This is a genomic window from Kineosporia sp. NBRC 101731 (genome assembly GCF_030269305.1).
Taxonomy (GTDB): Bacteria; Actinomycetota; Actinomycetes; order Actinomycetales; family Kineosporiaceae; genus Kineosporia.
The window spans coordinates 163,989-184,346 of the sequence record NZ_BSTC01000005.1 but is presented as its reverse complement, the minus strand read 5'-3'; the positions used below and the strand labels follow the sequence as shown (position 1 = coordinate 184,346).

Here is a 20,358-nt window from a genome sequence, read left to right as displayed (position 1 = left end):
TCCACGCCTTCGAAAGGCAGGACATGTCCGACCGCTCGCCCCAGGCGGCCAGCACCGACACACCGGCGGGTCGCCAGCAGTGGCTGATCCTCGGTGTCATCTCGATCGCCCAGTTGATGGTCGTGCTCGACTCGACGATCGTGAACATCGCCCTGCCCGCCGCGCAGACCGACCTGCAGTTCGACGACGCGCAGCGCCAGTGGGTCGTCACCGCCTACTCCCTCGCCTTCGGCAGCCTCCTGCTGATCGGCGGCCGACTGAACGACATGTTCGGCAGCAAGCTCGGGTTCCTCGTCGGTCTGGTCGGCTTCGCCGCGGCCAGCGCCCTCGGCGGCTGGGCCCCCAGCTACGAGGTCCTGATCGTGGCCCGTGCCGCGCAGGGTGCCTTCGGCGCCCTGCTGGCTCCCGCCGCCCTGGCCATGCTCACCGTCACCTTCGCCGCTTCGCCCGACCGCGGTAAGGCTTTCGGCATCTTCGGCGCCGTCGCCGGTTCCGGTGCGGCAGTCGGCCTGCTGCTCGGTGGCACACTGACCGAGTACCTGTCCTGGCGCTGGTGCCTCTACGTGAACGTCTTCTTCGCCGTCCTCGCCGTGATCGGTGGCCTGCGCCTGCTGCCCGCGAACGAGCGCGAGAGCGGCAAGCTGTCGTTCGACTGGCCCGGATCGGTGCTCGCGGTCGCCGGAATCTTCTTCGTGGTCTTCGGTTTCGCCCGGTCCGAGACCGAGGGCTGGAGCGACCCGGTCACCCTGGTCAGCCTGATCGCCGGCATCGTGCTGGTCATCGGATTCGTCGTGGCCGAGCGCCTGGTCCGGCACCCGCTGCTGCCGATGAACATTCTCCTCGACCGGGTGCGCGGAACCTCCTACCTGGTCATGCTGATCGCCGCGATCGGTATGTTCGCGGTGTTCCTGTTCGTCACCTTCTACGTGCAGCAGGTGCTCGGGTACACGCCGATCAAGTCGGGTTTCGCCTTCCTGCCGATGGTCGTCGCGATCGGCGTCAGCGCCCAGTTCAACGGCACCCCGGCCTTCCAGAACAACCTCGGCTCGAAGATCCAGGTCGGCGTGGGCGCCCTGCTCGCCGCGGCCGGCATGCTGCTGTTCACCGGCTTCGGTGCCGACAGCAGCTACCTCACCGCGCTGCTGCCGGGTCTGGTGCTGTCGGGTCTCGGCCTGGGCTGCATCTTCGCCGTCGCGATGGGCTCCTCCACGATGGGCGTCGAGGCCCACCAGGCCGGTGTCGCCTCGGCCACCGTGAACACCGCCCAGCAGGTCGGCGGCTCGATCGGCGTCGCCCTGCTGAGCAGCGTCTCGGCGTCCGCCGCCACCGACTACGTCACGTCGCACGCCACCACGGCCGACGTGATGGTCCAGGCCCAGCTGGCCGCGTACGACGCGGTCTTCATCTGGTCGGCGGTCTTCTTCGCGGCTGCCGCACTGGTCGCCTTCACGCTCTACCCCTCGCGCCGGGTCACGGCCCAGATGGCCGCCGAGAACGAGCACGTCGCGGTCCACATGTAAGAGCAGAAACAGCAGTGAGGACGCGTGGGTGCCCCCACGCGTCCTCACTGCTGGTTTGCCGACGGTCAGCTCTCGAGCGCCTTCACCCGCTTCTTGCTGATCTGCAGCATCTTCTCGGCCACCCGGATCGAATCGAGCGAACCACCCTCACGCACCGCATCGGCCTTCTCGGCGCGGATCTTCAGCCACGCGGCATCGTCACGCAGGTACGCCTTACGCGCCTTCGTGGTGATCGCGTACTCGAAACGCTGCTTCTGTAGCACGTTCACGGTGTGGTCGGTGGCCACGATCCGCTTCAGCACACAGTTCGTCATCTGCACGGTGGTCCCGTCCTTCGCGCACGGGCCCACCGGCGTGGTGAAAGGCTCCTCGAGCTTCTTGTACTTCAGGCCGTCACCGCTGCGCGCAGCGACCGTGGCGGCCGTCGACGACTGCGTGCCGCTCTGGGCCGAGGCCGCGACCGCGCCGCCCACCAGGGCCGTGGCGGCGACGCCGGCGACCACGAACGACGAGATGACCTTGCTCATGGCGGTACTCCTTCAGAAATATGTTTCAGGGATGCGGTTCTCATGCTCTCCGGGGCGCACGCCCTCCGCCGCGGCGCCTCCCGGCGGACACCTACTGAGATGGCTCGCACGACCCGGAAAGTTCGAGTGACCTGGGTCACATCTAGTCTGATGTCATGCATTACGGCCTGGAACTGCCCTGCGGGGGCGACGGCATCGACGCCGCACTCCTCGTCCAGCTCGGTGTGGACGCCGAACAGGCGGGCTGGGACGGCGTCTTCTTCGAGGACTACCTCGTGTACTACCGCGGCGACGATCCCCCGACCTTCGACCCGTGGCTGATACTCACCGCTGTGGCCCTGCGCACCCGGACCGTTCGGCTGGGGACGACGGTGACCGGCCTGCTGCACCGCGACCCGGTCCAGCTGGCCCGGCAGGCACTGACCCTGCGCGATCTGTCCGGCGGCCGGGCCGTACTCGGCGTCGGGCTAGGCGATCCAGCCGACCGGGGAACGTTTTTCGCCCGTGAACCGGGCCCCCGAGGGCCACGGATGGACGAGCGCCTGGGCCAGCTGCTCGACCTGCTGGCCGGCCGTCCCATCGGTCCGGAGGGTGTGGTGCTGCGACCCGGCGGTGGGGTTCCGGTCTGGGTCGGGGGTAGCGCGCAGGCCGGCGCCGTACATCGCCGCGCGGCCCGCGCCGACGGCATCGTGCCCTACCAGCTCACCGACACCGATTCCTGGAGCGACTTCACCGCGTCCCAGATCCGTTCCCTCGTCCACCAGATCGGTGAACACCGCAGCGGCGCCGAGCCGTTCGACGTGGCCGTCGGCGGGCGCCGCCGGCTGCACGACGAGGAGGCCGAGCGGCGTGCGGTGAGTGCGGCTCAGGAGGGCGGCGCCACCTGGTGGCTGGAGTTCGTGGCCCCGGGCGCCCCCGACACCATGCGTGAGACCGTTCTGCGGGGGCCGGTGCGGTCCTGACCGCTTTGGCCCGTGCCCCACAGGCGGACACAAGGTCATATACCTGCTGGTAGGGGGCCTTCTCGACCGGCGGCAACGCCTGCCCCGTGACACGGTGACGGCATGTGGGGATCGAAGAAACAGCAGACCGCTCCGGACGATCTTCCTCCCGAGGATCCGACCACGTCGCCCGTCCACTTACCGAAAAGCTCCTGGATGCGGGTGTTGAAGGGGGCGGGCAAGGAGTTCTCGGACGACAATCTCTCCGACGCGGCTGCCGCCCTCACGTATTACGGTATCCAGGCGCTGTTCCCGGCCCTGCTGGTGCTGATCTCGCTGTTCGGCTTCCTGTCCGACAGCGCCATCAAGGATTTGAAGGAGAACCTCGGCGAGGTGGTGCCGGGCTCGTTCCAGGGCACCCTCGACAGCATTCTCAGCCAGGTCGGGAACAAGCCGTCCTCGGCGGGCATCGCCTTCGTCCTCGGTCTGGCGACGGCCCTGTGGTCGTCCTCCGGTTATGTCGCCGCCTTCATGCGCGCCTCGAACGTCGTGTACGACATCCCCGAGGGTCGGCCGATCTGGAAGACGCTCCCCACCCGCATCCTGACCACCGTGGTCATGGTGGTGCTCCTGCTGATGGCCGTGATCATCGTGGTCTTCACCGGCCCGGTGGCCGAGCGCGCCGGTGACCTGCTGGGTCTCGGGAGCGCCGCCGTCACCACCTGGAGCATCGTGAAGTGGCCGGTGCTGTTCCTGATCATGATGCTGGAGCTGGCGATCCTGTACTGGGCCACGCCGAACGCCAAGCAGGGCTTCAAATGGGTCACGCCGGGCGGCTTCCTGGCCGTCGTCCTCTGGCTGATCGCCTCCGCCGGGTTCGGCTTCTACGTCTCCAACTTCTCCAGCTACGACGCCACCTACGGCACCTTCGCCGGCATCGTGATCTTCCTGGTCTGGATGTGGATCTCGAACCTGGCGATCCTGCTGGGCGCCGAGTTCAACGCCGAGCTGGAACGCGCCCGGGCCGAGCACGACGGTCTGCCCGAGGGCGCGGAGCCGTATGTACCGCTGCGCGACACCCGGAAGCTGAACGAGGACGAGCTGGCCGAGGTCGAGGGGTCGCGCAAGCACCTGCGGCCCGAGCGGGGCGGGGATTCCGGCAGCGTATGAGGGCACCGAACGTGACCGCGGAGCTCAGTGGCTACGCCGAACGGGTGGGCGCCAGGCCTGATGTTCACCACACCCGCGGTGGCCGACGACAACGTGTCTGACGAATTGTCATACCGGTCCGTCGGACGCCGCACCCTCCGTGGCAGGTGACGAGACTCTTCCCCGAGAGGACGTCCATGTCTGCCGTCGCAGCGTCGTCGGCGCCACGTCGCGCCACGTCTCCCGCCGCGTTCTTCGCCAACCTGAGCCTGCTGAAGAAGATCTTCAGCCTGATCATCGTGGCCACCCTGCTCGCCATCGGGATCGGGGCGATCGGACAGCGGACGGCGAACTCGGTCCAGGCGACGAGCGACGAGATCGTCACGGTCACCGCGAAGCGGGTCTCGAACGCCCTCAACGCGCGGATCCAGTTCGCCAGCCTGCGGCGCAACATCCTGCTCGCGGCCCTGACCACCGGCGACACCTCGACGACGGCCCAGAAAGACGTGTCCGACAGCTTCGACGCCGTCTCGGCCCGGCTCGACGACCTGTCCGCCAGCGGTCTGGACAGCGAGGACAGTGCCTTGCTGGCGGCCGACGTGACCAACCTGGCCGCGGTGAAGCAGCTCTACACCGAGAAGATCCTGACGCAGATCGGCAAGGACAACCTCAGCGGCAACCAGTACCGCGACCTCGGCGCGTACATCGCCGGTGACTTCGCCACCGCGGCGACCAAGGTCTCCGACGGCCTGAACACCCTCGGCTCCAATGCCGAGGCCGACATGGACGCTGCCGCTGCGGACGCCAAGTCCTCGGCCCGCCGGCAGATCGTCCAGGCCTGGATCATCATCGCCGCCGGCATCCTGCTGATGGTCGCGTTCGGCTACTGGATCACGCGGATGATCGTCTCCACCATCAGCCGGGTGCGCGACGGCCTGATCGCCCTGGCCGACGGTGACCTGACCAGGACCGTGCCGGTGACGAACACCGACGAGGTCGGCGAGATGGCGGCCGCCCTGAACCGGGCCAGCACGGCGCTGCGGTCGGCGATGGAAGACATCCGCACCAGCTCCACCACCCTGGCCGGCAGCGCCGAGGAACTCAGCGTCGTCTCCTCCCAGGTCGCCTCCAACTCCGAGGAAACCTCCAACCAGGCCATGAGCCTGTCCGCCACCTCCGCCCAGGTCTCCGGCAACGTCCAGACCGTCGCCGCCGGCACCGAGGAGATGTCGGCCAGCATCCGCGAGATCGCCAACTCCTCCGCCGAGGCCGTCCGCGTCGCCGCCGGAGCCGCCACCGAAGCCGCCTCGGCCACCCACACGGTCGGGAAGCTCGGCGAGTCCAGCGAAGAGATCGGTAACGTGGTCAAGGCCATCACCTCGATCGCCGAACAGACCAACCTCCTGGCACTGAACGCCACCATCGAGGCCGCCCGGGCCGGTGAAGCCGGTAAGGGCTTCGCGGTCGTGGCCGAGGAGGTCAAGCAGCTCGCCCAGGAAACGGCGCGCGCGACCGAGGACATCAGCCACCGGGTCGAGGCCATCCAGGCCGACACCCGCGCCGCGGTGGATGCCATCGACCGGATCTCCCGCACGATCGAAGACGTGAACTCGTACCAGACCACGATCGCCTCGGCCGTCGAGGAACAGACCGCCGTGACCTCCGAGATCGCCCGCAGCATCGACGAGACCGCCCGCGCAGCGGGCCGTATCGCCTCCGATGTCGACGCCGTCTCGCACGCCTCGCAGTCCTCCACCGCTGGCATCGCCGAGGCCCAGCGCGCCGCCGGCGACCTGGCTCACGTGGCCGGCAACCTCAACGAACTGGTCGGACGCTTCACGATCTGAAGCTGCACGATCCGGGAACAGTGATGACGCGGAACGGCAGTGGGTCTCCCCACCGCCGTTCCGCGATCGGCCCAGCGTGACATTCCGGTTGTGGCACTGAGCCAAATGCATGAGCGGTCAACAGTTCTCTCACCGCCGGTGGCATTCCGTCGACGACTGTCTTGACACGTTGATACCGCAGTCCGTCAAACGCCCTCATCCATTGGCGGGCGACGAGACGCATTGCCACGAGAGGACTCCATGTCTGCCGCCGAGGTGCCGACGGCTCACCGCCGTTCCCTGACTCCCGCCGTCTTCTTCATGAATCTGACCCTGCTGAAGAAGATTTTCAGCCTGATCGTCGTGGCCACCCTGCTCGCGATCGGGATCGGCGTGATCGGGCAACGTGCCGTCAACTCGGTGTCGGACGCCAGCAACGAGATCGTAACCGTCAACGCCCAGCGCGCCGTGGTCGCCCTCCAGGCCCGCTCCGAGTTCGCCGGCATCCGGCGCAACATCCTGCTCACCGCCCTGAGTGACGGTGCGGCGAGCAAGAAGTCCCAGAACGACGTCGCCGACGGCTTCACCTCGGTCGCCGCCAAGTTCGAGGTCCTCGGAGCGAGCGGCCTGGACCCGCAGGACGCCGCCACGCTTGCCGCAGCCCAGAAGCAACTCGCCGTGGTCCAGACCTTCTACACCGACAAGATCGCCCCGCTGGCCAGCCAGGACAACCTGACCGGTGACCAGTACCGCACGATCGGTGCGCTGGTGACCGGGGACTTCTCGACCCAGGCCGACCAGGTCCGCGACGACCTGAACATCCTGGCCGACAACGCCGTCGCCGACATGAGCGCCGACGCCAAGAGTGCCGACGAATCCGCCCACACCTCGGTCGTCGAGTCCTGGATCATCATCGCCATCGGCGTGCTGCTGATGATCGCCTTCGGCTGGTGGCTGGCCCGCATGATCGTCTCCAACGTGCTGCGGGTCCGGGACGGCCTGAAGTCTCTCGCCGAGGGCGACCTGACCGTCACCGTGCCGGTGAACAGCCGGGACGAGGTCGGCGAGATGGCCGGTGCCCTGAACCAGAGCACCGCGGCGCTGCGGTCGGCGATGGAAGACATCCGCACCAGCTCCACCACCCTGGCCGGCAGCGCCGAGGAACTCAGCGTCGTCTCCTCCCAGGTCGCCTCCAACTCCGAAGAGACCACCAACCAGGCCATGAGCCTGTCCGCCACCTCCGCCCAGGTCTCCGGCAACGTCCAGACCGTCGCCGCCGGCACCGAGGAGATGTCGGCCAGCATCCGCGAGATCGCCAACTCCTCCGCCGAGGCCGTCCGCGTCGCCGCCGGAGCCGCCACCGAAGCCGCCTCGGCCACCCAGATCGTGGGCAAACTGGGCGAGTCCAGCGAGCAGATCGGTAACGTGGTCAAGGCCATCACCTCGATCGCCGAACAGACCAACCTCCTGGCACTGAACGCCACCATCGAGGCCGCCCGGGCCGGCGAGGCCGGTAAGGGCTTCGCCGTGGTCGCCGAGGAGGTCAAGCAGCTCGCCCAGGAGACCGCCCGGGCCACCGAGGACATCAGCCACCGGGTCGAGGCCATCCAGGCCGACACCCGCGCCGCCGTCAACGCCATCGACCACATCTCGCGGACCATCGAAGACGTGAACTCGTACCAGACCACGATCGCCTCGGCCGTCGAGGAACAGACCGCCGTGACCTCCGAGATCGCCCGCAGCATCGACGAGACCGCCCGCGCCGCAGGCCGTATCGCCTCCGATGTCGACGCCGTCTCGCACGCCTCGCAGTCCTCCAGCACCGGTATCGCCGAGGCCCAGCGCGCCGCCGGCGACCTGGCTCACGTGGCCGGCAACCTCAACGAACTGGTCGGACGCTTCAAGATCTGAGGCTTCAAGATCTGAGGCTTCCGGATCTGGGAACGGACGGCGGTGGGCTCCCCGGGGCCCACCGCCGTCGGCGTCGGCGGGCGACCGGGAAGCAGTCCGGCCGCCCCGTGGTTGGCTGCAGGCATGAGTCTTCTGTTCTCGCCGCTCACCCTGCGCGGCGTCACCGTGCCGAACCGCGCCTGGGTCTCCCCGATGTGCCAGTACTCCAGCGAGAAGGGGCACCCGACCGACTGGCACCTGGTCCACCTCGGCTCCCTGGCCCGGGGTGGCGCCGGGCTGGTCATGCAGGAGGCCACCGCGGTCGTCCCCGAGGGCCGGATCTCGCCGCAGGACGCCGGGATCTGGAACGACTCCCAGGCCGTCGACTACGAGCGCATCACCCGGTTCGTGAAGGAGCAGGGTTCGGTGCCTGCGATCCAGCTGGCGCACGCGGGCCGGAAGGCCTCGACCTACGCGCCGTGGCGCGGGCGGGGCTCGGTACCCGCCGGTGAGGGCGGCTGGAAGACCGTCGCGCCCTCCGAGAACGCCTACAACGGCTTCGACGTGCCCGCCGAGCTGGCGCTCGACGACATCCCGGCACTGGTGCAGGCCTGGGCCGATGCGGCCCGGCGCGCGGTGTCGGCCGGGTTCGAGGTGCTCGAGGTGCACGCCGCCCACGGCTACCTGCTGCACCAGTTCCTCTCCCCGCTGAGCAACCTGCGCACCGACTCCTACGGCGGCGACCTGGCCGGGCGCTCCCGGCTGCTGATCGAGATCGTCGACGCTGTGCGGGCCACGATCCCCGACCGCACTCCCCTGCTGGTGCGGGTGAGCGCGACCGACTGGGTGCCGGACGGGCTCGACGTCGACGAGGTCGCGCAGGTCGCGACCACCCTCAAGGACCACGGCGTCGACCTCGTCGACGTCTCCAGCGGAGGTAACCACCCCGATCAGAAGATCACCGTCGGCCCGGGCTACCAGGTGCCGTTCGCCGCGAAGGTGAAGCAGGTCAGCGGGTTGCCCACCGCCGCTGTCGGCCTGATCACCGAGCCGAAGCAGGCCGAGCAGGTGCTGACCGAGGGTTCTGCCGACGCCGTGCTGCTGGCCCGGGTCCTGCTGCGGGAGCCCAGCTGGCCGCAGCGGGCCGCCGCCGAACTCGGCGACGACCTCCCCTGGCCGCCGCAGTACGTGCGAGGCCGCTGACGCCCGAAGGGAGGCTTGCCCTTGCCCCTGCTCCGAACGGGTGACGGAGCTCGACCGGCCAAAATCACCCTGGGTTACGCATCGACACTGGCGGAGCGTGACGCTTCCACCGCGTAGTGCAGGAACACGCCGATTTTGGTGTGCCGTCGGCCACAGCGGCCCCGCACAGCTTGCGGAGCGTAGTCACCGCCCGATAGGACCACTGCGAGCCCTGATGACCGCATCAGTTGGGCGCCATCGGGACCGACAACCAAGTGAGACCTACGGCTCCGCTCAGCCCAGCCACCGAAGGCCCGCCGGCGCCGCGCAGCACGCTTGCTCGCTCGACAGAACTGCCCTCGTGGCCGGAAGGAAACACAACCGTGAGCAACCTGGACACCGTCCTCAAGGAAGCCATGATGATCGACGGCGCCATCGGCGTCGCTCTGGTCGACTACACGAGCGGCATGACGCTCGGACAGGCAGGGGGTGCCGTCCTGGACCTCGAGGTGGCGGCTGCGGGTAACACCGAGGTCGTGCGCTCGGAGATGCGCACCATGGAGGCCCTGGGCATGCGTGAGGGCATCCAGGACATCCTCATCACCTTGACCACGCAGTACCACCTGATCCGCCTCATCAACGGCCAGGCCGGCGCGGGCCTCTTCCTGTACCTGGCTCTGGACAAGGGCCGCTCCAACCTCGCCATGGCCCGCCACAAGCTGGCCCTGCTGGAGCGCAACATCCAGATCTGAGGCGATCTGGGTCAATCTGCAGCACCACCCCACGAACGGCGCCCGGCTCATCGAGCCGGCGCCGTTTCTGTTGTGCCCATTCCAGAACAGCGCCGCGATCAAGGGTTCGACGCTGAACGCGAGCTGCACCGAAAGAGTGGCGATGCGGTGCTGCACCGGTTTTGGCGGGACTTAAGTCCCTACGCAGGCCGCGTTCGGACGGTCACCGTGAGCAGTGGCCGGACGTCGGGTGTCGGAAACGGGGGGCTGACCCCCAGTTCCATGCGGAAGGAAAACAGCGTGTCCAACATCGAGATCATCCTCAAGGAAGCCATGCAGATCGACGGGGCCATCGGTGCCGCGCTCGTGGACTTCACCAGCGGCATGACCCTCGGCCAGGCCGGCGGTAACGGTTCCCTGGACCTCGAGGTCGCGGCCGCGGGCAACACCGAGATCGTCCGCGCCAAGATGCGCACCATGGAGTCGCTGCGGCTGCGCGAGGAGATCGAGGACATCCTCATCACCCTCGACACCCAGTACCACCTGATCCGGCTGATCCGCGGGCAGTCGGGCCACGGCCTGTTCCTGTACATGGCCCTCGACAAGCGCCGCGCCAACCTGGCCCTGGCCCGCCACAAGCTGGCCAACCTCGAGCGCACGATCGAGATCTGATCCCCCGAGCGCCGGACCACAGCGAGATGGAGGACGACGTACCCGGCCGGGTACGTCGTCCTCCATCTCGCTGTGGGGCCGCTCGATAACCCCACGAAAAGCCCGGGAGCGGCGCCTAAACTGGCGGGTATGCCTGCCCTCAACGAACCCGTCGTCCCGGCCGGTTCCTGGTCTTCCGGTCCCCAGCCGCAGATCGAGGGTGACGGTCTGCTGCTGCGCCCCTGGTGGGCCGGTGACGAGTCCTTCCTGGTGAGTGCCTACTCCGACCCGGCGATCCAGCGATGGCACACCTTCTCGCTGGACGACGAGCCCGAGGCCACCGGCTGGATCGAGCGGGCCAACCGGAAATGGCTCACCGAGCAGGGTGCCGACTGGGCCGTGACGGACGGCGAGAACCAGCTCGCCCGCATCGCTTTCCGCACCCTGGATCTGGAGTACGGCGACGCCGAGGTGGCCTACTGGGTGGCCCCGCGGGCCCGTCGGTCCGGGGTCGCCTCCCGCGCGGTCACCGTGCTCACCGACTGGTCCGGCAAGGTCGGCCTGCACCGTCTGACGCTGCAGCACTCCACCTTCAACGAACCCTCGTGCGGGGTCGCGCAACGCTGCGGGTTCGCCCTGGAAGGCACCGCCGTGCGCGCTCTGCGGCACAGCGACGGCTACCACGACATGCACCTGCACGCCCGCCTTCTCGACTGACACCTCGACTGACACCCCACCGGCCTTCAAGGTCGCGACAGCATCTGCCGACATCGGGCAGGACGACGCGACGGGGGTCAGCGGTGACGGAAAGACGCAGATGGGGACGGCACGCACCGACCGTGCGCACCGCGGTGTTCGGTTCCCTGGCCTTCGTGCTGGTGCTCACGCTGGCCATGGCGGTGCTGTCCCTGGCCACCGTGCAACGGGTGGTCGACCGCAAGGACCGGGTGATCGAGCACGACACCGCGCTCGTGCTCGAGGCCCGCACGCTGATGGACATCCGCGACGCCCGGGCCGCCGCCAACCGCGGCTACCTGTTCTCCGGCGAGGGCAAGTACCTGGGCGACCAGTACCGCCAGGACGAGCTCTTCTCCCAGCAGCTCACCCTGTTGCGCCAGACCGTGGATACCTCGCGCGGTCGTGACCTGGTCGCCGAGATCGAGCGGCTGCAGGCCGACTTCATCGATCTGGACGCCGGGCCGGTCAACCTGAAGCAGTCGGGCGCCGGGGACGAAGCGGTGGTGCGCGCCTGGGAGAACATCGACGGCGCGCGACTGCAGACCACCGAGTCGATGGACGAGCTCTTCACCTACCTGCAGGGTCTGGTGGAGGAACGCGAACAGGCCGCCACCCGGGTGGCGCACGTCGGCATCGTGCAGATCATCGTGTCGTTCCTCGTCATCCTGATCGGCGCCACCACGTCGGCCGGGTTGACCGTGCGGCTGGTGCGCCGTCAGGTGATGACCGCGGTCCGCTCGGTGCAGGTGTCTACGGCCGGCCTGCGCAACAGCGCCAAGAAGCAGGCCGAGGGGGCCAGCGAGCAGGCCAGCTCGGCCGCGGAGATCGCCACGACCGTCAAGGAGATGCTGACCGAGTCCCGCCGGATCGCCGAGGGAGCCCAGGACGTGGTCGCAGCCGCGGGGCAGACGGCCGACGCGGGACGGCAGGGCCGGGATGTCGTGCTGGCCACTCAGTCGTCCATGGACCGTATCCGGGCGCACTCCGGCTCGGTCGACCAGCACATGGACGACCTGACGACGAAGGCCCGGCAGATCTCCGGCGTGGTCGAGATCGTCTCCGAGCTGGCCGAGCTCACCAATATCGTGGCCATCAACGCGAGCATCGAGGCGGCCGGTGCCGGGGGCGACGCCACCCGGTTCGCCGCCCTGGCCGACGAGATCCGCGCCCTGGCCGACCGGGTGGGCGGATCCACCCGGGAGATCGGCGAACTGGTGCAGTCGGTGGCCGGCGCCGTCGACGACACCCGCCGGGTCAGCCGGGAGGCCTCGGACGTGGTGGAGGCCGGGGCGTCCCACGTGGTGGAAGCGGTGGAGAGCTTCGAGGAGATCGTGGCGCTGGTCGCCACCACGATGGAGTCGGCGCGCCAGATTCAGCGCTCCACCAGCCAGCAGACGATCGCCGTGGAGCAGACCGACCGGGCGATCTCCGCCATGGCCGCGGCCACCCGCAACCATCAGGCGGCGGCCGGCGACACGCGCTCGACGGCCGAGGAACTGGCCACCCTGTCGTACCGCCTGGGCACGCTGGTGGAGCATTCCTCACCGGACGCCCGATGACCGTGGACGATCCGACGGGTTGGACAGGTCTGACGCAATACCGAAGGTTGGTTACGCCGGGTGGGTGGTTGCGCCCGCTTGTTCCCCGAACCGCTACTTGAAGCGGCTAACACTCACCGCGACCGTGCCGACGGGGCCCTCAAATCTTTCCCCCTCATCGGAGAGCGGAGGAGCCGTCATGGAAACGGTGACCTATCCGTACGCGGGTAAACGCTCGGTCAAGAACAACGACCAGGCCCGGGAACGGGCGAAACGTCAGCTCGGCCCCCAGACCTTGATCTCGCACATCGGCTGGAAGCACGAGAACGGTGACACTGTCTGCGTCGTGGAGTATCTGACGCCGGCCGAGGCCGCCGCCCACGACCGGGCCCCGAACACCCGCACGTCCATGGCGGGCAAGGAGTGCACGCCTGCCCACGTGCACAACGCGCTGCTCGAGATGGGCGGGACCGCCACCGTTCACGACATTGCCCTCGCCCTCGACCTGGACGCCGTGTGGCTCACCCGCCAGATGGAACGCCAGGACTGGCGGCTGGAGATCGGCGCCTCGGGCTGCTTCGCCGGCGAACTCACCGAGCTGACCCTCGACACCACCACCGCCGTCTACATCGACACCCCGCCCGCGGTGCCCCACCGGCCCACTCTCCGTGAGATGCCGGGTGTGATGGCGGCCGCCGTGGCCCGATCGGTCATGCGTACCTCGCGCGCGTCCTGAGTTCTTCTCAGATCCCGGACAGGTCCACCGCGTCCGAGGCGATCGGGGGCCGGAGCGCCGTGGCCGTGGCCCAGCCCTCCTGCAACAGCGCCACATCGGTGCCGGGTGCCGGCTCGTCGGCGATCTCCTGGAAGGTCGCCGTCACGAAACCTTCTCCACGTTCGCCGATCTCGGCCTGCACCGCACCGAATGCGGCCAGCCCGGCGGGCCGCAGGCCCCGCAGCTGCCCGGGCGGGATGTCCGGTACGTTGACGTTCAGCACGTAGGGGGTTGCGAGGTGCTGGAGGAACCAGCCCAGGGCCCGGTCGGTCGCGACCCGGGCGGTGTCGAAATGCACCGGCCGGGAGCCGATCAGCGATACCGCCAGGGCCGGTAGCCCTTGTGAGACGGCCGTCAGCGCGGCCCCCACCGTGCCGGAGTGCAGCACGGCCTGGCCGGTGTTGGGGCCGTGGTTGACACCAGACAGCACGATGTCCGGTGGCTCGCCGAAAGCTCCTCGCACGGCCACGAAGACAATCATGGCTGGGGACGCGTGCACGCCCAGGGCGGGGATCCCGGCCACCGTTGCGCGCTCGGTCAGGAGTTTGCCGCCCTCCTCGAGCACCGAGAGCATCGCACTGGCTCCGCTGCGCTCCTCGTGCGGTGCGGCCACCGTGACGTCGAGGCCGGCCGCGAGCGCCGCCTGGGTCAGGGTGGTAATGCCGTCGCTGGCCACACCGTCGTCATTCGTGATCAGGGCTCGCACCGCTCGCCCACCTCCCGGATCTTGAAGGGTCTGGAGGGTCGACACGCCCTAGAGGTCTTGCAGGGTCACACGTTCACGCAACCGCTCGATCAGTTCCCGTTCGCCGGTGGCCAGGCCGTGCCGGGTGGTGTTGAGCGTGCCCGCCGCAGCGCCCAGGATCAGGGCCTGGTCCAGGTCCAGCCCGGAGGCCGTGCCGACGGCCAGGCCCGCGGTCATCGAGTCACCGGCGCCACGATGGTCGGCCCGCTGGAACGTCGGTGTCTGCACCGACACCGCGCGGTCGCCGAGCAGGGCCAGGGCGGGCTCCCCGGCCCGGGACACCACCACGTTGGCCGCGCCGGCCTCCCGCAGTTTCGCCGCGGCCTCGATCAGGTGGTCCGGGTCGTCGGACCGGGCGCGCCCGTCGTTCAGCAGTTCTTCGTGGCTGACCTTGACCAGGTGCACGCCCCCGGACACCGCGGCCTCCAGGTAGTCTCCCGAAAGGTCCACCACCACGGGGACGTTCTGCGCGCTCAGGTCGGCCGCCAGGCGCCGGTAGGTGTCGGGCTCGACCACGTGCTCGCCGTCCGGGCCGCCGAGCACCACCACGTCGGCCGCGAGACCCTCGATCAGGGCGAGGTCGTAGAGCTGGTCGTGGTCGTGGCGTTCCAGGGTGGGCGGGTTGTGCGTGGCAACCACCGACCGCTCCCCCTCTCGCCGGTCGTGCACGTAGGCGCCGTTCGGGTAGGGCACCGGTACGGCCAGCGGCACGATGCCCTCGCGCTCGATCAGCGGCTGGAGCACCTCGCCGCTCTCGCCGCCGAAAGGACCGGCCAGACGCGTCTCACATCCCAGGGAGGACATCATCCGGGCGATCCAGACCCCCTGCCCGCCGCCGTGCACATGCAGCTCGGCAGTGCCGTCGGGCTGGGCCTCGATCGTGACCGTGAGCAGCGGTGAAGGGGTGAAGACGACCGCGGTTGCCATGCGTGGATCATGCCGGAGGAAGGCCCGTTACGCGCGTTCAGTCGCTCTTGCGCAGGCCCCGGTCCATCAGCGCGATGAGCCACTCGAAACTCTCGTCGACGTCGGCGGCCCACTGAAACCCGTTACCGGCCTCGATGGTCGCGAACCCGTGCAGAAAGCTGCGCAGGGCCCGCAGCGCGTGCGTCATCTCGCCGGGTGACACGTCGTAGGCTCGCAGCACTGCCTCCAGTGCCGCCATGAGTCGCACGCTGGCCGCCGCCATCGGGTCGTCCGGGCCGGTCGGCTCCACGCCCACGGTGGCCGCGTACCGGCCCGGGTGCGCGACCACGTAGCCCCGGAAGGCCCGGGAGGCAGCGGCCAGTGCGTCCCTACCCGCGTAACCCTGGGTGGCCGCGCCGACCGCCTCGGACGCCTCGGTGACCGCGAGCGCCGCGATGCGGCGGTTGAGGTCGTCCTGACTCGCGATGTGCTTGTAGAGCGACGGCGTGCGCACCCCGACCCGCTCGGCCAGCATGCCCATGGTGAGCCGGCCGAACCCGACCTCGTCGGCCAGGGCGGCTCCGGCCGCGACGACGGCGGCGGGATCGAGTCCGGCCCTAGGCACGGGCTTCCCCCGGGATCGACAGCATCCGCCCAGTGTCCCGCACGCCGCGCCCCCGACGTGTTCAGCCCTGGCCGGCGAGACTCCCCAGCGTGCTCGCCCCGTCGTTCAGGGCGCCCTGGACGGCGGCCCAGGCCGTGGGATCGATCCCCAGGACGCTGCGCAGGTAGGCCACCGTGACCTGCTGGATCAGGGCCACCCGCTCCGGGTTCTCGTCGGTGGTCTCGGTGACTCCGGCACCGGTGATCCCGCCGAGCGAGTGCTCCGCACCGAACAGCGTGAGCAGGTGCTTCTCCCCCGGGGCCTGGTGGAAGCCGTCCGTGAACCATTCCGGACCGCGGACGCTCAGCAGGGACTGGTCGGCGTCTCCCGCCACCAGCAGGGCCGGCGGCGTCATGCCGGAGAAGTCCGGGCTCATGAACGCGAAGTTCTGCGCCGCGAACGGGGTCAGGTCCTCGCCACCGGTGCCCGCGAGCGCCAGCAGCACGGCGGCCTTGACCCGGTTGTCGGCGACGTCCTCGGCATCGTCCACCACCCGCGCGCCGATCAGCATGCTCGCCGTCGTCGCGCCCCAGGAGTGCCCCGCCACCGCGATGCGGTCGCGGTCGATCCGGGCCACCAGACCGGGTACGGACGAGGTGATCACCTCGATCTCGTCGAGCACCCGGGTGAGGTCACGGTTGCGGAAGCGCCAGATGTCGGCGTAGCGCGGGTCTTGCGGCGTCAGGCCGATCGAGTGGGAGTCGAGGTGGGTCGGCTGGATCACGACGAACCCGTGCGAGGCCCAGAAGTCGGCCAGCGGCGCGTAGGCCTCCAGGGACTTGCCGAAACCGTGGGAGAACACGATGACCGGCAGGTTCTCGCCCGTCGTGGGCGCAGACACCCGTACCTGCAGATCGGCACCGCGCTCGGGGGCGGGCAGCACGACGGGCTTCACCGAGATCATCTGCGTGGGGGCGCCGACATCAAGCTTTTCGGACATGAGTGAGCTTTCCTCTCAAGGGATTCCAGTCCGGGCCAGCGCCGAGGCAGCTAACCGGAACTGCGTTCCGCTGACGATACGGAACCGCGTTCCGATTGGCAAGCGGGCTAGATTGACGTGATGCGCCCGCAGTACCACTTCTGGCCGGCCGGGTCCGGTCGCGGCCACGACGCCACGACGCCTGGGACGTGGCCCGCCTGATCGACCTGAGCCGCGACCTGCCCCAGCACGATGTACCCGTGACCGCGTTCCCTGAGATCGACACCGATTACTGGACCGACGCCACCTCACCCCCCACCGTGCGCCGCGTGCTGAACCACGCCCGCCTGATCCTGGCGGTGGACCCCACCTACCCGATCATCCTGCGGCCGGACGGCCGGCTGATGGACGGCATGCACCGACTGTGCCTGGCGATCCTCCAGGAACGCAGCACGATTCACGCCGTGCGGTTCGAGGTGCTACCCGATCCGGATGTGCGTAACTGCCGCTTCGAGGACCTGATCTGAGAAGCCGCCCCCAGCGGCCGGACGTCACCGGTCCGGCAGGACGCGCATGTTCTCGGTGACCCGCAGAACACAGACCCGGCAGTCCACGCCCGACCAGACTTTCGGCTCCAGCCGGCCGGTGCCCGGCAGCCCGGCCCGGTCACCGGCCTGGAGACGTAGTTTCTCGATCAGTCGCTCGCGCCCCAGGGCGAGCCCGTCCGCGCGAACGGCCCGGGCCGCACGAATGTAGGCGAACGCGGCCGCCTCGGCCAGGGCCGCGTGCCCGTCGACATCCGCCCTGATGTTATTCATACCCTCGAACGTCAGGTACCCGGCGTACTCCTGCTTCGCCGACGATTCTCCTTCTCCGGCAAAAGCCAATGAAACGTAGGAGAACTCGCGACCGTCCAAGGTTCCGTTGTTCCCCCGCCGGGCCACATCACTGGAAACGTCGTCGGCGGCGATCACATCAAGATCATTGTCGAAATGGGTCAGGAAGACCCCGAAATCCTCGCCCCGACCGGCGAAGACCACCAGGGGGTCACCCCGGTCCCGCAACTGCGCGGGCAGATCCTCGAGTTCGTCCACCCGAACCGCACCACTGCCACAGGCGCCCCCACCCGCGGCCTCCTCGGCCTCCGCGGCCTCGTGACGATCCGGGACGTAGGCATACACCGTAAGGTTCCACCGCGGCCCGGCGAACTGCTCGCGCAAGAACTTCGTGAGGGTTTCGCTCCAGAGATTGCCGGCGTCGCGCGGACAGATCACCGCCACGTCACGGGGAGCCGGCCGACCGTCGGTCCGGGGCGCCGCCCAGCGGGCGATCTCGGCCGCCTGCACGGAATTGGGCGCGGCCACGGAGAAATAGTTCCTGGCTCCGTCGGCCAGGTTGTCGGCCGTGAGTGTCGCGGACACGACCGGGTACTGGAGGTCGTTGAGTTCGAGTATCAATTGTTTGGTGGTGGCGGAGCTTTCGTCGAGACCGACCACGCCGAGAGCATCACACCCGTCTCCGGCCGGACCGAGCTGGTCCAGCATCGTCGGGTAGTTACTCATACCCGGCCCGGCGTTCCCGAGCAGGAGCCGCACGATCGGCTGCTGAGGACCGTCGCGCACCGTGTTCTGTCGCTGCTGCGCCTTCAGATAGCCCATGAACTCGAGCTTCTGTTCTGTGTTGTCCGGCGCCACGCCGCCCTTGCCCCGGCTCTCGAACGCTGTCACGTAGACCAGGCACAGAACCGGCCGCTCCGGTGCGGCCCGCTTCAACTCCTCAGCGCGGTCGTTCTGCACGGAAAGCGTGGCGTCGAACTGGGCCGCCGAGGGATCCTGAGGCGCGAAGGCGGCCATTTGCCCGGAGACCCCGACACATTCGTGGCGCTCCGGGGACTGCTGCACCAGCTGGACATGACGATGGCCCGCAGCATCTTCCGAACAGTGTGGTAGCCCGGCTTCTTGGAGCCGCACCTCGTCCGTTCTCGCCGGGACCAGGGAGCCGTCGGTCGCCTCTTTCTGATCCCCGGAGAAGAGATGGGGCAGGGACAGGTGGATACCGGGTGCGGCCGGTCGTCCCGCTGCCAACCAGCCGCCGGTACCCCCGGCCATCAGCAGCACCAGGACCACCGGTGTCACCCAGGCGCGGGCCCAGAACGCCGGCGTCGCCACCTCGAACCGCCGGGCGTTGTTGGCAGCATGCCAGAGCGCCGCGTACTGCTCGTCGTCCGCGTCCGGCGCGGGCTTCACCTCGACCGGCGGCACACTGATCAGCAGGTGCCAGGCATCCTCCTTCCGGGAACGCCCCGCGTCCCGGCGACACCACGCCTCGTAGCCGTCGACCGCCTCGGACGCGGCCCACCGCATCACGCCCGAACCGGTGCGTCCACCGCTCAGCGCGTCCGGCGGGAACACCTGCGCCGCGGCGACCAGCACCAGCGGGTCGAAGACGCCGCGCGGGTGGCTGCGGATCTCCTGGACGAGGTGCTGCAGCAGGAAACCCCCCTCCTCGGCATCGTCCAGGAGCACCACCGGGTAGGCGGTGCGGCGCGCTCCCCGCGGGTGCCAGAACGAGCGGCGGTAGGCATGGGTGAGGTCGGCCAGGAAGGCCTTCACCAGCAGGAGCAGTACCTCGTCGGGCTCCTCGGCGTCGCGCCGGCCCTCGGTCAGCCGCACCCCGAACCCCAGAACCGTTCCCGGGTTGTGCGGTTCGAGGTACGGCTGGCGCAGCAGCCACCGGTACTCGGTGCCGACGCCCGGCACCCGGGCACTGAGGCGCAGGAGGAACCACAGGGGCGGGACGACGCGTACCAGCTTGGCCCATCGCGCCACCGGTGCGTCCAGGAGCTCCGGCAGTTCGTCCGAGAACAGTGATGTGTACCGCGACCACGACAGTTCCCGGTCACGCAACCGCCGACGCAGCAGACCGTCCGAGTAGATGTGGTCGGCGCCGAGGTCCTGCCGGATCAGCCAGTGCACCAGACCGAAGCGGCTGAACCGGATCCGGCCGCCGGCCGCGTTCGGGCCGCTCGCCAGCTCCCGGGCGATCCGCAGCAGCCCGTTCGCCATGTCGTCGAGGGCGTCCGCACCGGGAGCCGGGGGCCGGCAGCGGTGCATCACGTGCGGGATCCGCCGGGGCTCGGCGTCCTTCAGATAGGTGGCCAGCCCTTCCATCAGGGCACCACCGTCATCCGCCCGTTTCAGGCAGACGAGCGGGATGCCCGGCACCGCCCGGGTCTTGCCGGAGAAGGCCGGGGCCTCCCTCCGGCGCGGCCGGGAGACCAGGCGCTCCAAGCACTCCAGAAGCTGTCTGGCCCCCTTGAACACCGGCATTTTGTCAGCGCCCGCTCCGGACGCAGCTGACCGATGGTTGCCCACGAATCCCCCCGATTCGACGGATCACCGCGTAGACCGATCGGCAACCCTCCCATCCACCAGAAGATACCGCTGCGTGAGACCTTGAGTACCCGGAGTGACGTATCTGGTCGGCCTGAATTCTCCAGGCCACTAGGGCGTGTTTTGGAAGTCGCTGCCGTAGCGAGGAGGTGCCCGGTGACCGTCTGGGGGTGCCGGGTGGGGCCCCTCGTAGCGGTGTTCTACGTGGGGCCCCACTCGGTGCCGCCAGGCGGCCACCGGGTGCCCCGCAGTAGGCATGGACTT

Annotated in this window: 18 protein-coding genes; 12 read left to right on the top strand and 6 right to left on the bottom strand. The window is 69.1% G+C overall.

Annotated features, from left to right (window positions below; all coding sequences use genetic code 11):
- The first annotated feature begins 23 nt into the window (after positions 1 to 23).
- Positions 24 to 1,520, top strand: coding sequence for an MFS transporter (locus QSK05_RS16365; RefSeq protein WP_285598082.1), 1,497 nt, complete (start codon positions 24 to 26; stop codon positions 1,518 to 1,520).
- A 65-nt stretch (positions 1,521 to 1,585) separates the two neighbouring features.
- Here QSK05_RS16365 and QSK05_RS16360 read toward each other — a convergent pair whose 3' ends face one another.
- Positions 1,586 to 2,047, bottom strand: coding sequence for a lysozyme inhibitor LprI family protein (locus tag QSK05_RS16360; protein ID WP_285598081.1), 462 nt, complete (start codon positions 2,045 to 2,047; stop codon positions 1,586 to 1,588).
- A 155-nt stretch (positions 2,048 to 2,202) separates the two neighbouring features.
- Here QSK05_RS16360 and QSK05_RS16355 point away from each other — a divergent pair, with 155 nt between their 5' ends.
- From QSK05_RS16355 to QSK05_RS16310, 10 genes are all read left to right on the top strand, one after another.
- Positions 2,203 to 3,009, top strand: coding sequence for an LLM class flavin-dependent oxidoreductase (locus QSK05_RS16355; protein ID WP_285598080.1), 807 nt, complete (start codon positions 2,203 to 2,205; stop codon positions 3,007 to 3,009).
- Positions 3,010 to 3,204: 195 nt separating this feature from the next.
- Positions 3,205 to 4,158, top strand: a complete 954-nt coding sequence (locus tag QSK05_RS16350) for a YihY/virulence factor BrkB family protein (protein ID WP_285598079.1) — start codon at positions 3,205 to 3,207, stop codon at positions 4,156 to 4,158.
- 176 nt (positions 4,159 to 4,334) lie between these two features.
- Positions 4,335 to 5,984, top strand: a complete 1,650-nt coding sequence (locus QSK05_RS16345; protein ID WP_285598078.1) for a methyl-accepting chemotaxis protein — start codon at positions 4,335 to 4,337, stop codon at positions 5,982 to 5,984.
- A gap of 240 nt (positions 5,985 to 6,224) precedes the next feature.
- Positions 6,225 to 7,874: a methyl-accepting chemotaxis protein gene (locus tag QSK05_RS16340; protein WP_285598077.1), complete on the top strand. Its 1,650-nt coding sequence runs from the start codon at positions 6,225 to 6,227 to the stop codon at positions 7,872 to 7,874.
- 123 nt (positions 7,875 to 7,997) lie between these two features.
- The gene (locus QSK05_RS16335) at positions 7,998 to 9,056 is read left to right on the top strand and encodes an NADH:flavin oxidoreductase/NADH oxidase (protein WP_285598076.1); all 1,059 of its coding nucleotides are present in this window, start codon (positions 7,998 to 8,000) and stop codon (positions 9,054 to 9,056) included.
- 362 nt (positions 9,057 to 9,418) lie between these two features.
- Positions 9,419 to 9,787, top strand: coding sequence for a hypothetical protein (locus tag QSK05_RS16330; protein ID WP_231484242.1), 369 nt, complete (start codon positions 9,419 to 9,421; stop codon positions 9,785 to 9,787).
- Between the two features lie 279 nt (positions 9,788 to 10,066).
- A complete protein-coding gene (locus QSK05_RS16325) occupies positions 10,067 to 10,438 on the top strand; it encodes a hypothetical protein (protein WP_285598075.1) in 372 nt (123 codons plus the stop codon).
- 129 nt (positions 10,439 to 10,567) lie between these two features.
- Positions 10,568 to 11,134 carry a GNAT family N-acetyltransferase gene (locus QSK05_RS16320; RefSeq protein WP_285598074.1) on the top strand — a complete coding sequence of 189 codons (567 nt, stop codon included), beginning with the start codon at positions 10,568 to 10,570 and terminating at the stop codon, positions 11,132 to 11,134.
- 122 nt (positions 11,135 to 11,256) lie between these two features.
- Entirely contained in the window at positions 11,257 to 12,714 is a 1,458-nt protein-coding gene (locus tag QSK05_RS16315; RefSeq protein WP_285598073.1) for a methyl-accepting chemotaxis protein, read from the top strand.
- Between the two features lie 178 nt (positions 12,715 to 12,892).
- Positions 12,893 to 13,429 (top strand): hypothetical protein, encoded by a 537-nt coding sequence (locus tag QSK05_RS16310; RefSeq protein WP_285598072.1) that lies wholly within the window; start codon positions 12,893 to 12,895, stop codon positions 13,427 to 13,429.
- 7 nt (positions 13,430 to 13,436) lie between these two features.
- Here QSK05_RS16310 and surE read toward each other — a convergent pair whose 3' ends face one another.
- The 4 genes from surE to QSK05_RS16290 all read right to left on the bottom strand — a co-directional run bounded on the left by surE (position 13,437) and on the right by QSK05_RS16290 (position 16,723).
- Positions 13,437 to 14,174 (bottom strand): 5'/3'-nucleotidase SurE, encoded by a 738-nt coding sequence (surE, locus tag QSK05_RS16305; protein WP_285598071.1) that lies wholly within the window; start codon positions 14,172 to 14,174, stop codon positions 13,437 to 13,439.
- Positions 14,175 to 14,222: 48 nt separating this feature from the next.
- Positions 14,223 to 15,140, bottom strand: a complete 918-nt coding sequence (locus QSK05_RS16300; RefSeq protein WP_285598070.1) for a 1-phosphofructokinase family hexose kinase — start codon at positions 15,138 to 15,140, stop codon at positions 14,223 to 14,225.
- Between the two features lie 37 nt (positions 15,141 to 15,177).
- Positions 15,178 to 15,744 carry a TetR-like C-terminal domain-containing protein gene (locus tag QSK05_RS16295; RefSeq protein ID WP_285598069.1) on the bottom strand — a complete coding sequence of 189 codons (567 nt, stop codon included), beginning with the start codon at positions 15,742 to 15,744 and terminating at the stop codon, positions 15,178 to 15,180.
- A 61-nt stretch (positions 15,745 to 15,805) separates the two neighbouring features.
- Complete coding sequence (locus QSK05_RS16290) at positions 15,806 to 16,723, bottom strand: alpha/beta hydrolase family protein (RefSeq protein WP_285598068.1); 918 nt, start codon at positions 16,721 to 16,723, stop codon at positions 15,806 to 15,808.
- 188 nt (positions 16,724 to 16,911) lie between these two features.
- Between QSK05_RS16290 and QSK05_RS16285 the strand changes: the two genes are divergently transcribed.
- The gene (locus QSK05_RS16285; protein ID WP_285598067.1) at positions 16,912 to 17,229 is read left to right on the top strand and encodes a hypothetical protein; all 318 of its coding nucleotides are present in this window, start codon (positions 16,912 to 16,914) and stop codon (positions 17,227 to 17,229) included.
- Between the two features lie 24 nt (positions 17,230 to 17,253).
- On the opposite strand, the gene QSK05_RS16280 is transcribed toward QSK05_RS16285, so the two are convergent.
- On the bottom strand, positions 17,254 to 19,992 hold the full coding sequence (locus QSK05_RS16280; protein WP_285598066.1) for a type 1 periplasmic-binding domain-containing protein: 2,739 nt from the start codon (positions 19,990 to 19,992) through the stop codon (positions 17,254 to 17,256).
- Positions 19,993 to 20,358: the final 366 nt, after the last annotated feature.

Excerpts from the sequence above, each read along its gene's own strand:
- QSK05_RS16340 (WP_285598077.1), top strand. The coding sequence starts at position 6,225 with ATGTCTGCCGCCGAGGTGCCGACGGCTCACCGCCGTTCCCTGACTCCC.
- QSK05_RS16345 (WP_285598078.1), top strand. The coding sequence starts at position 4,335 with ATGTCTGCCGTCGCAGCGTCGTCGGCGCCACGTCGCGCCACGTCTCCC.
- QSK05_RS16310 (WP_285598072.1), top strand. The coding sequence starts at position 12,893 with ATGGAAACGGTGACCTATCCGTACGCGGGTAAACGCTCGGTCAAGAAC.
- QSK05_RS16320 (WP_285598074.1), top strand. The coding sequence starts at position 10,568 with ATGCCTGCCCTCAACGAACCCGTCGTCCCGGCCGGTTCCTGGTCTTCC.
- QSK05_RS16355 (WP_285598080.1), top strand. The coding sequence starts at position 2,203 with ATGCATTACGGCCTGGAACTGCCCTGCGGGGGCGACGGCATCGACGCC.
- QSK05_RS16300 (WP_285598070.1), bottom strand. The coding sequence starts at position 15,140 with ATGGCAACCGCGGTCGTCTTCACCCCTTCACCGCTGCTCACGGTCACG.
- QSK05_RS16365 (WP_285598082.1), top strand. The coding sequence starts at position 24 with ATGTCCGACCGCTCGCCCCAGGCGGCCAGCACCGACACACCGGCGGGT.
- QSK05_RS16335 (WP_285598076.1), top strand. The coding sequence starts at position 7,998 with ATGAGTCTTCTGTTCTCGCCGCTCACCCTGCGCGGCGTCACCGTGCCG.
- QSK05_RS16350 (WP_285598079.1), top strand. The coding sequence starts at position 3,205 with ATGCGGGTGTTGAAGGGGGCGGGCAAGGAGTTCTCGGACGACAATCTC.
- QSK05_RS16290 (WP_285598068.1), bottom strand. The coding sequence starts at position 16,723 with ATGTCCGAAAAGCTTGATGTCGGCGCCCCCACGCAGATGATCTCGGTG.
- QSK05_RS16360 (WP_285598081.1), bottom strand. The coding sequence starts at position 2,047 with ATGAGCAAGGTCATCTCGTCGTTCGTGGTCGCCGGCGTCGCCGCCACG.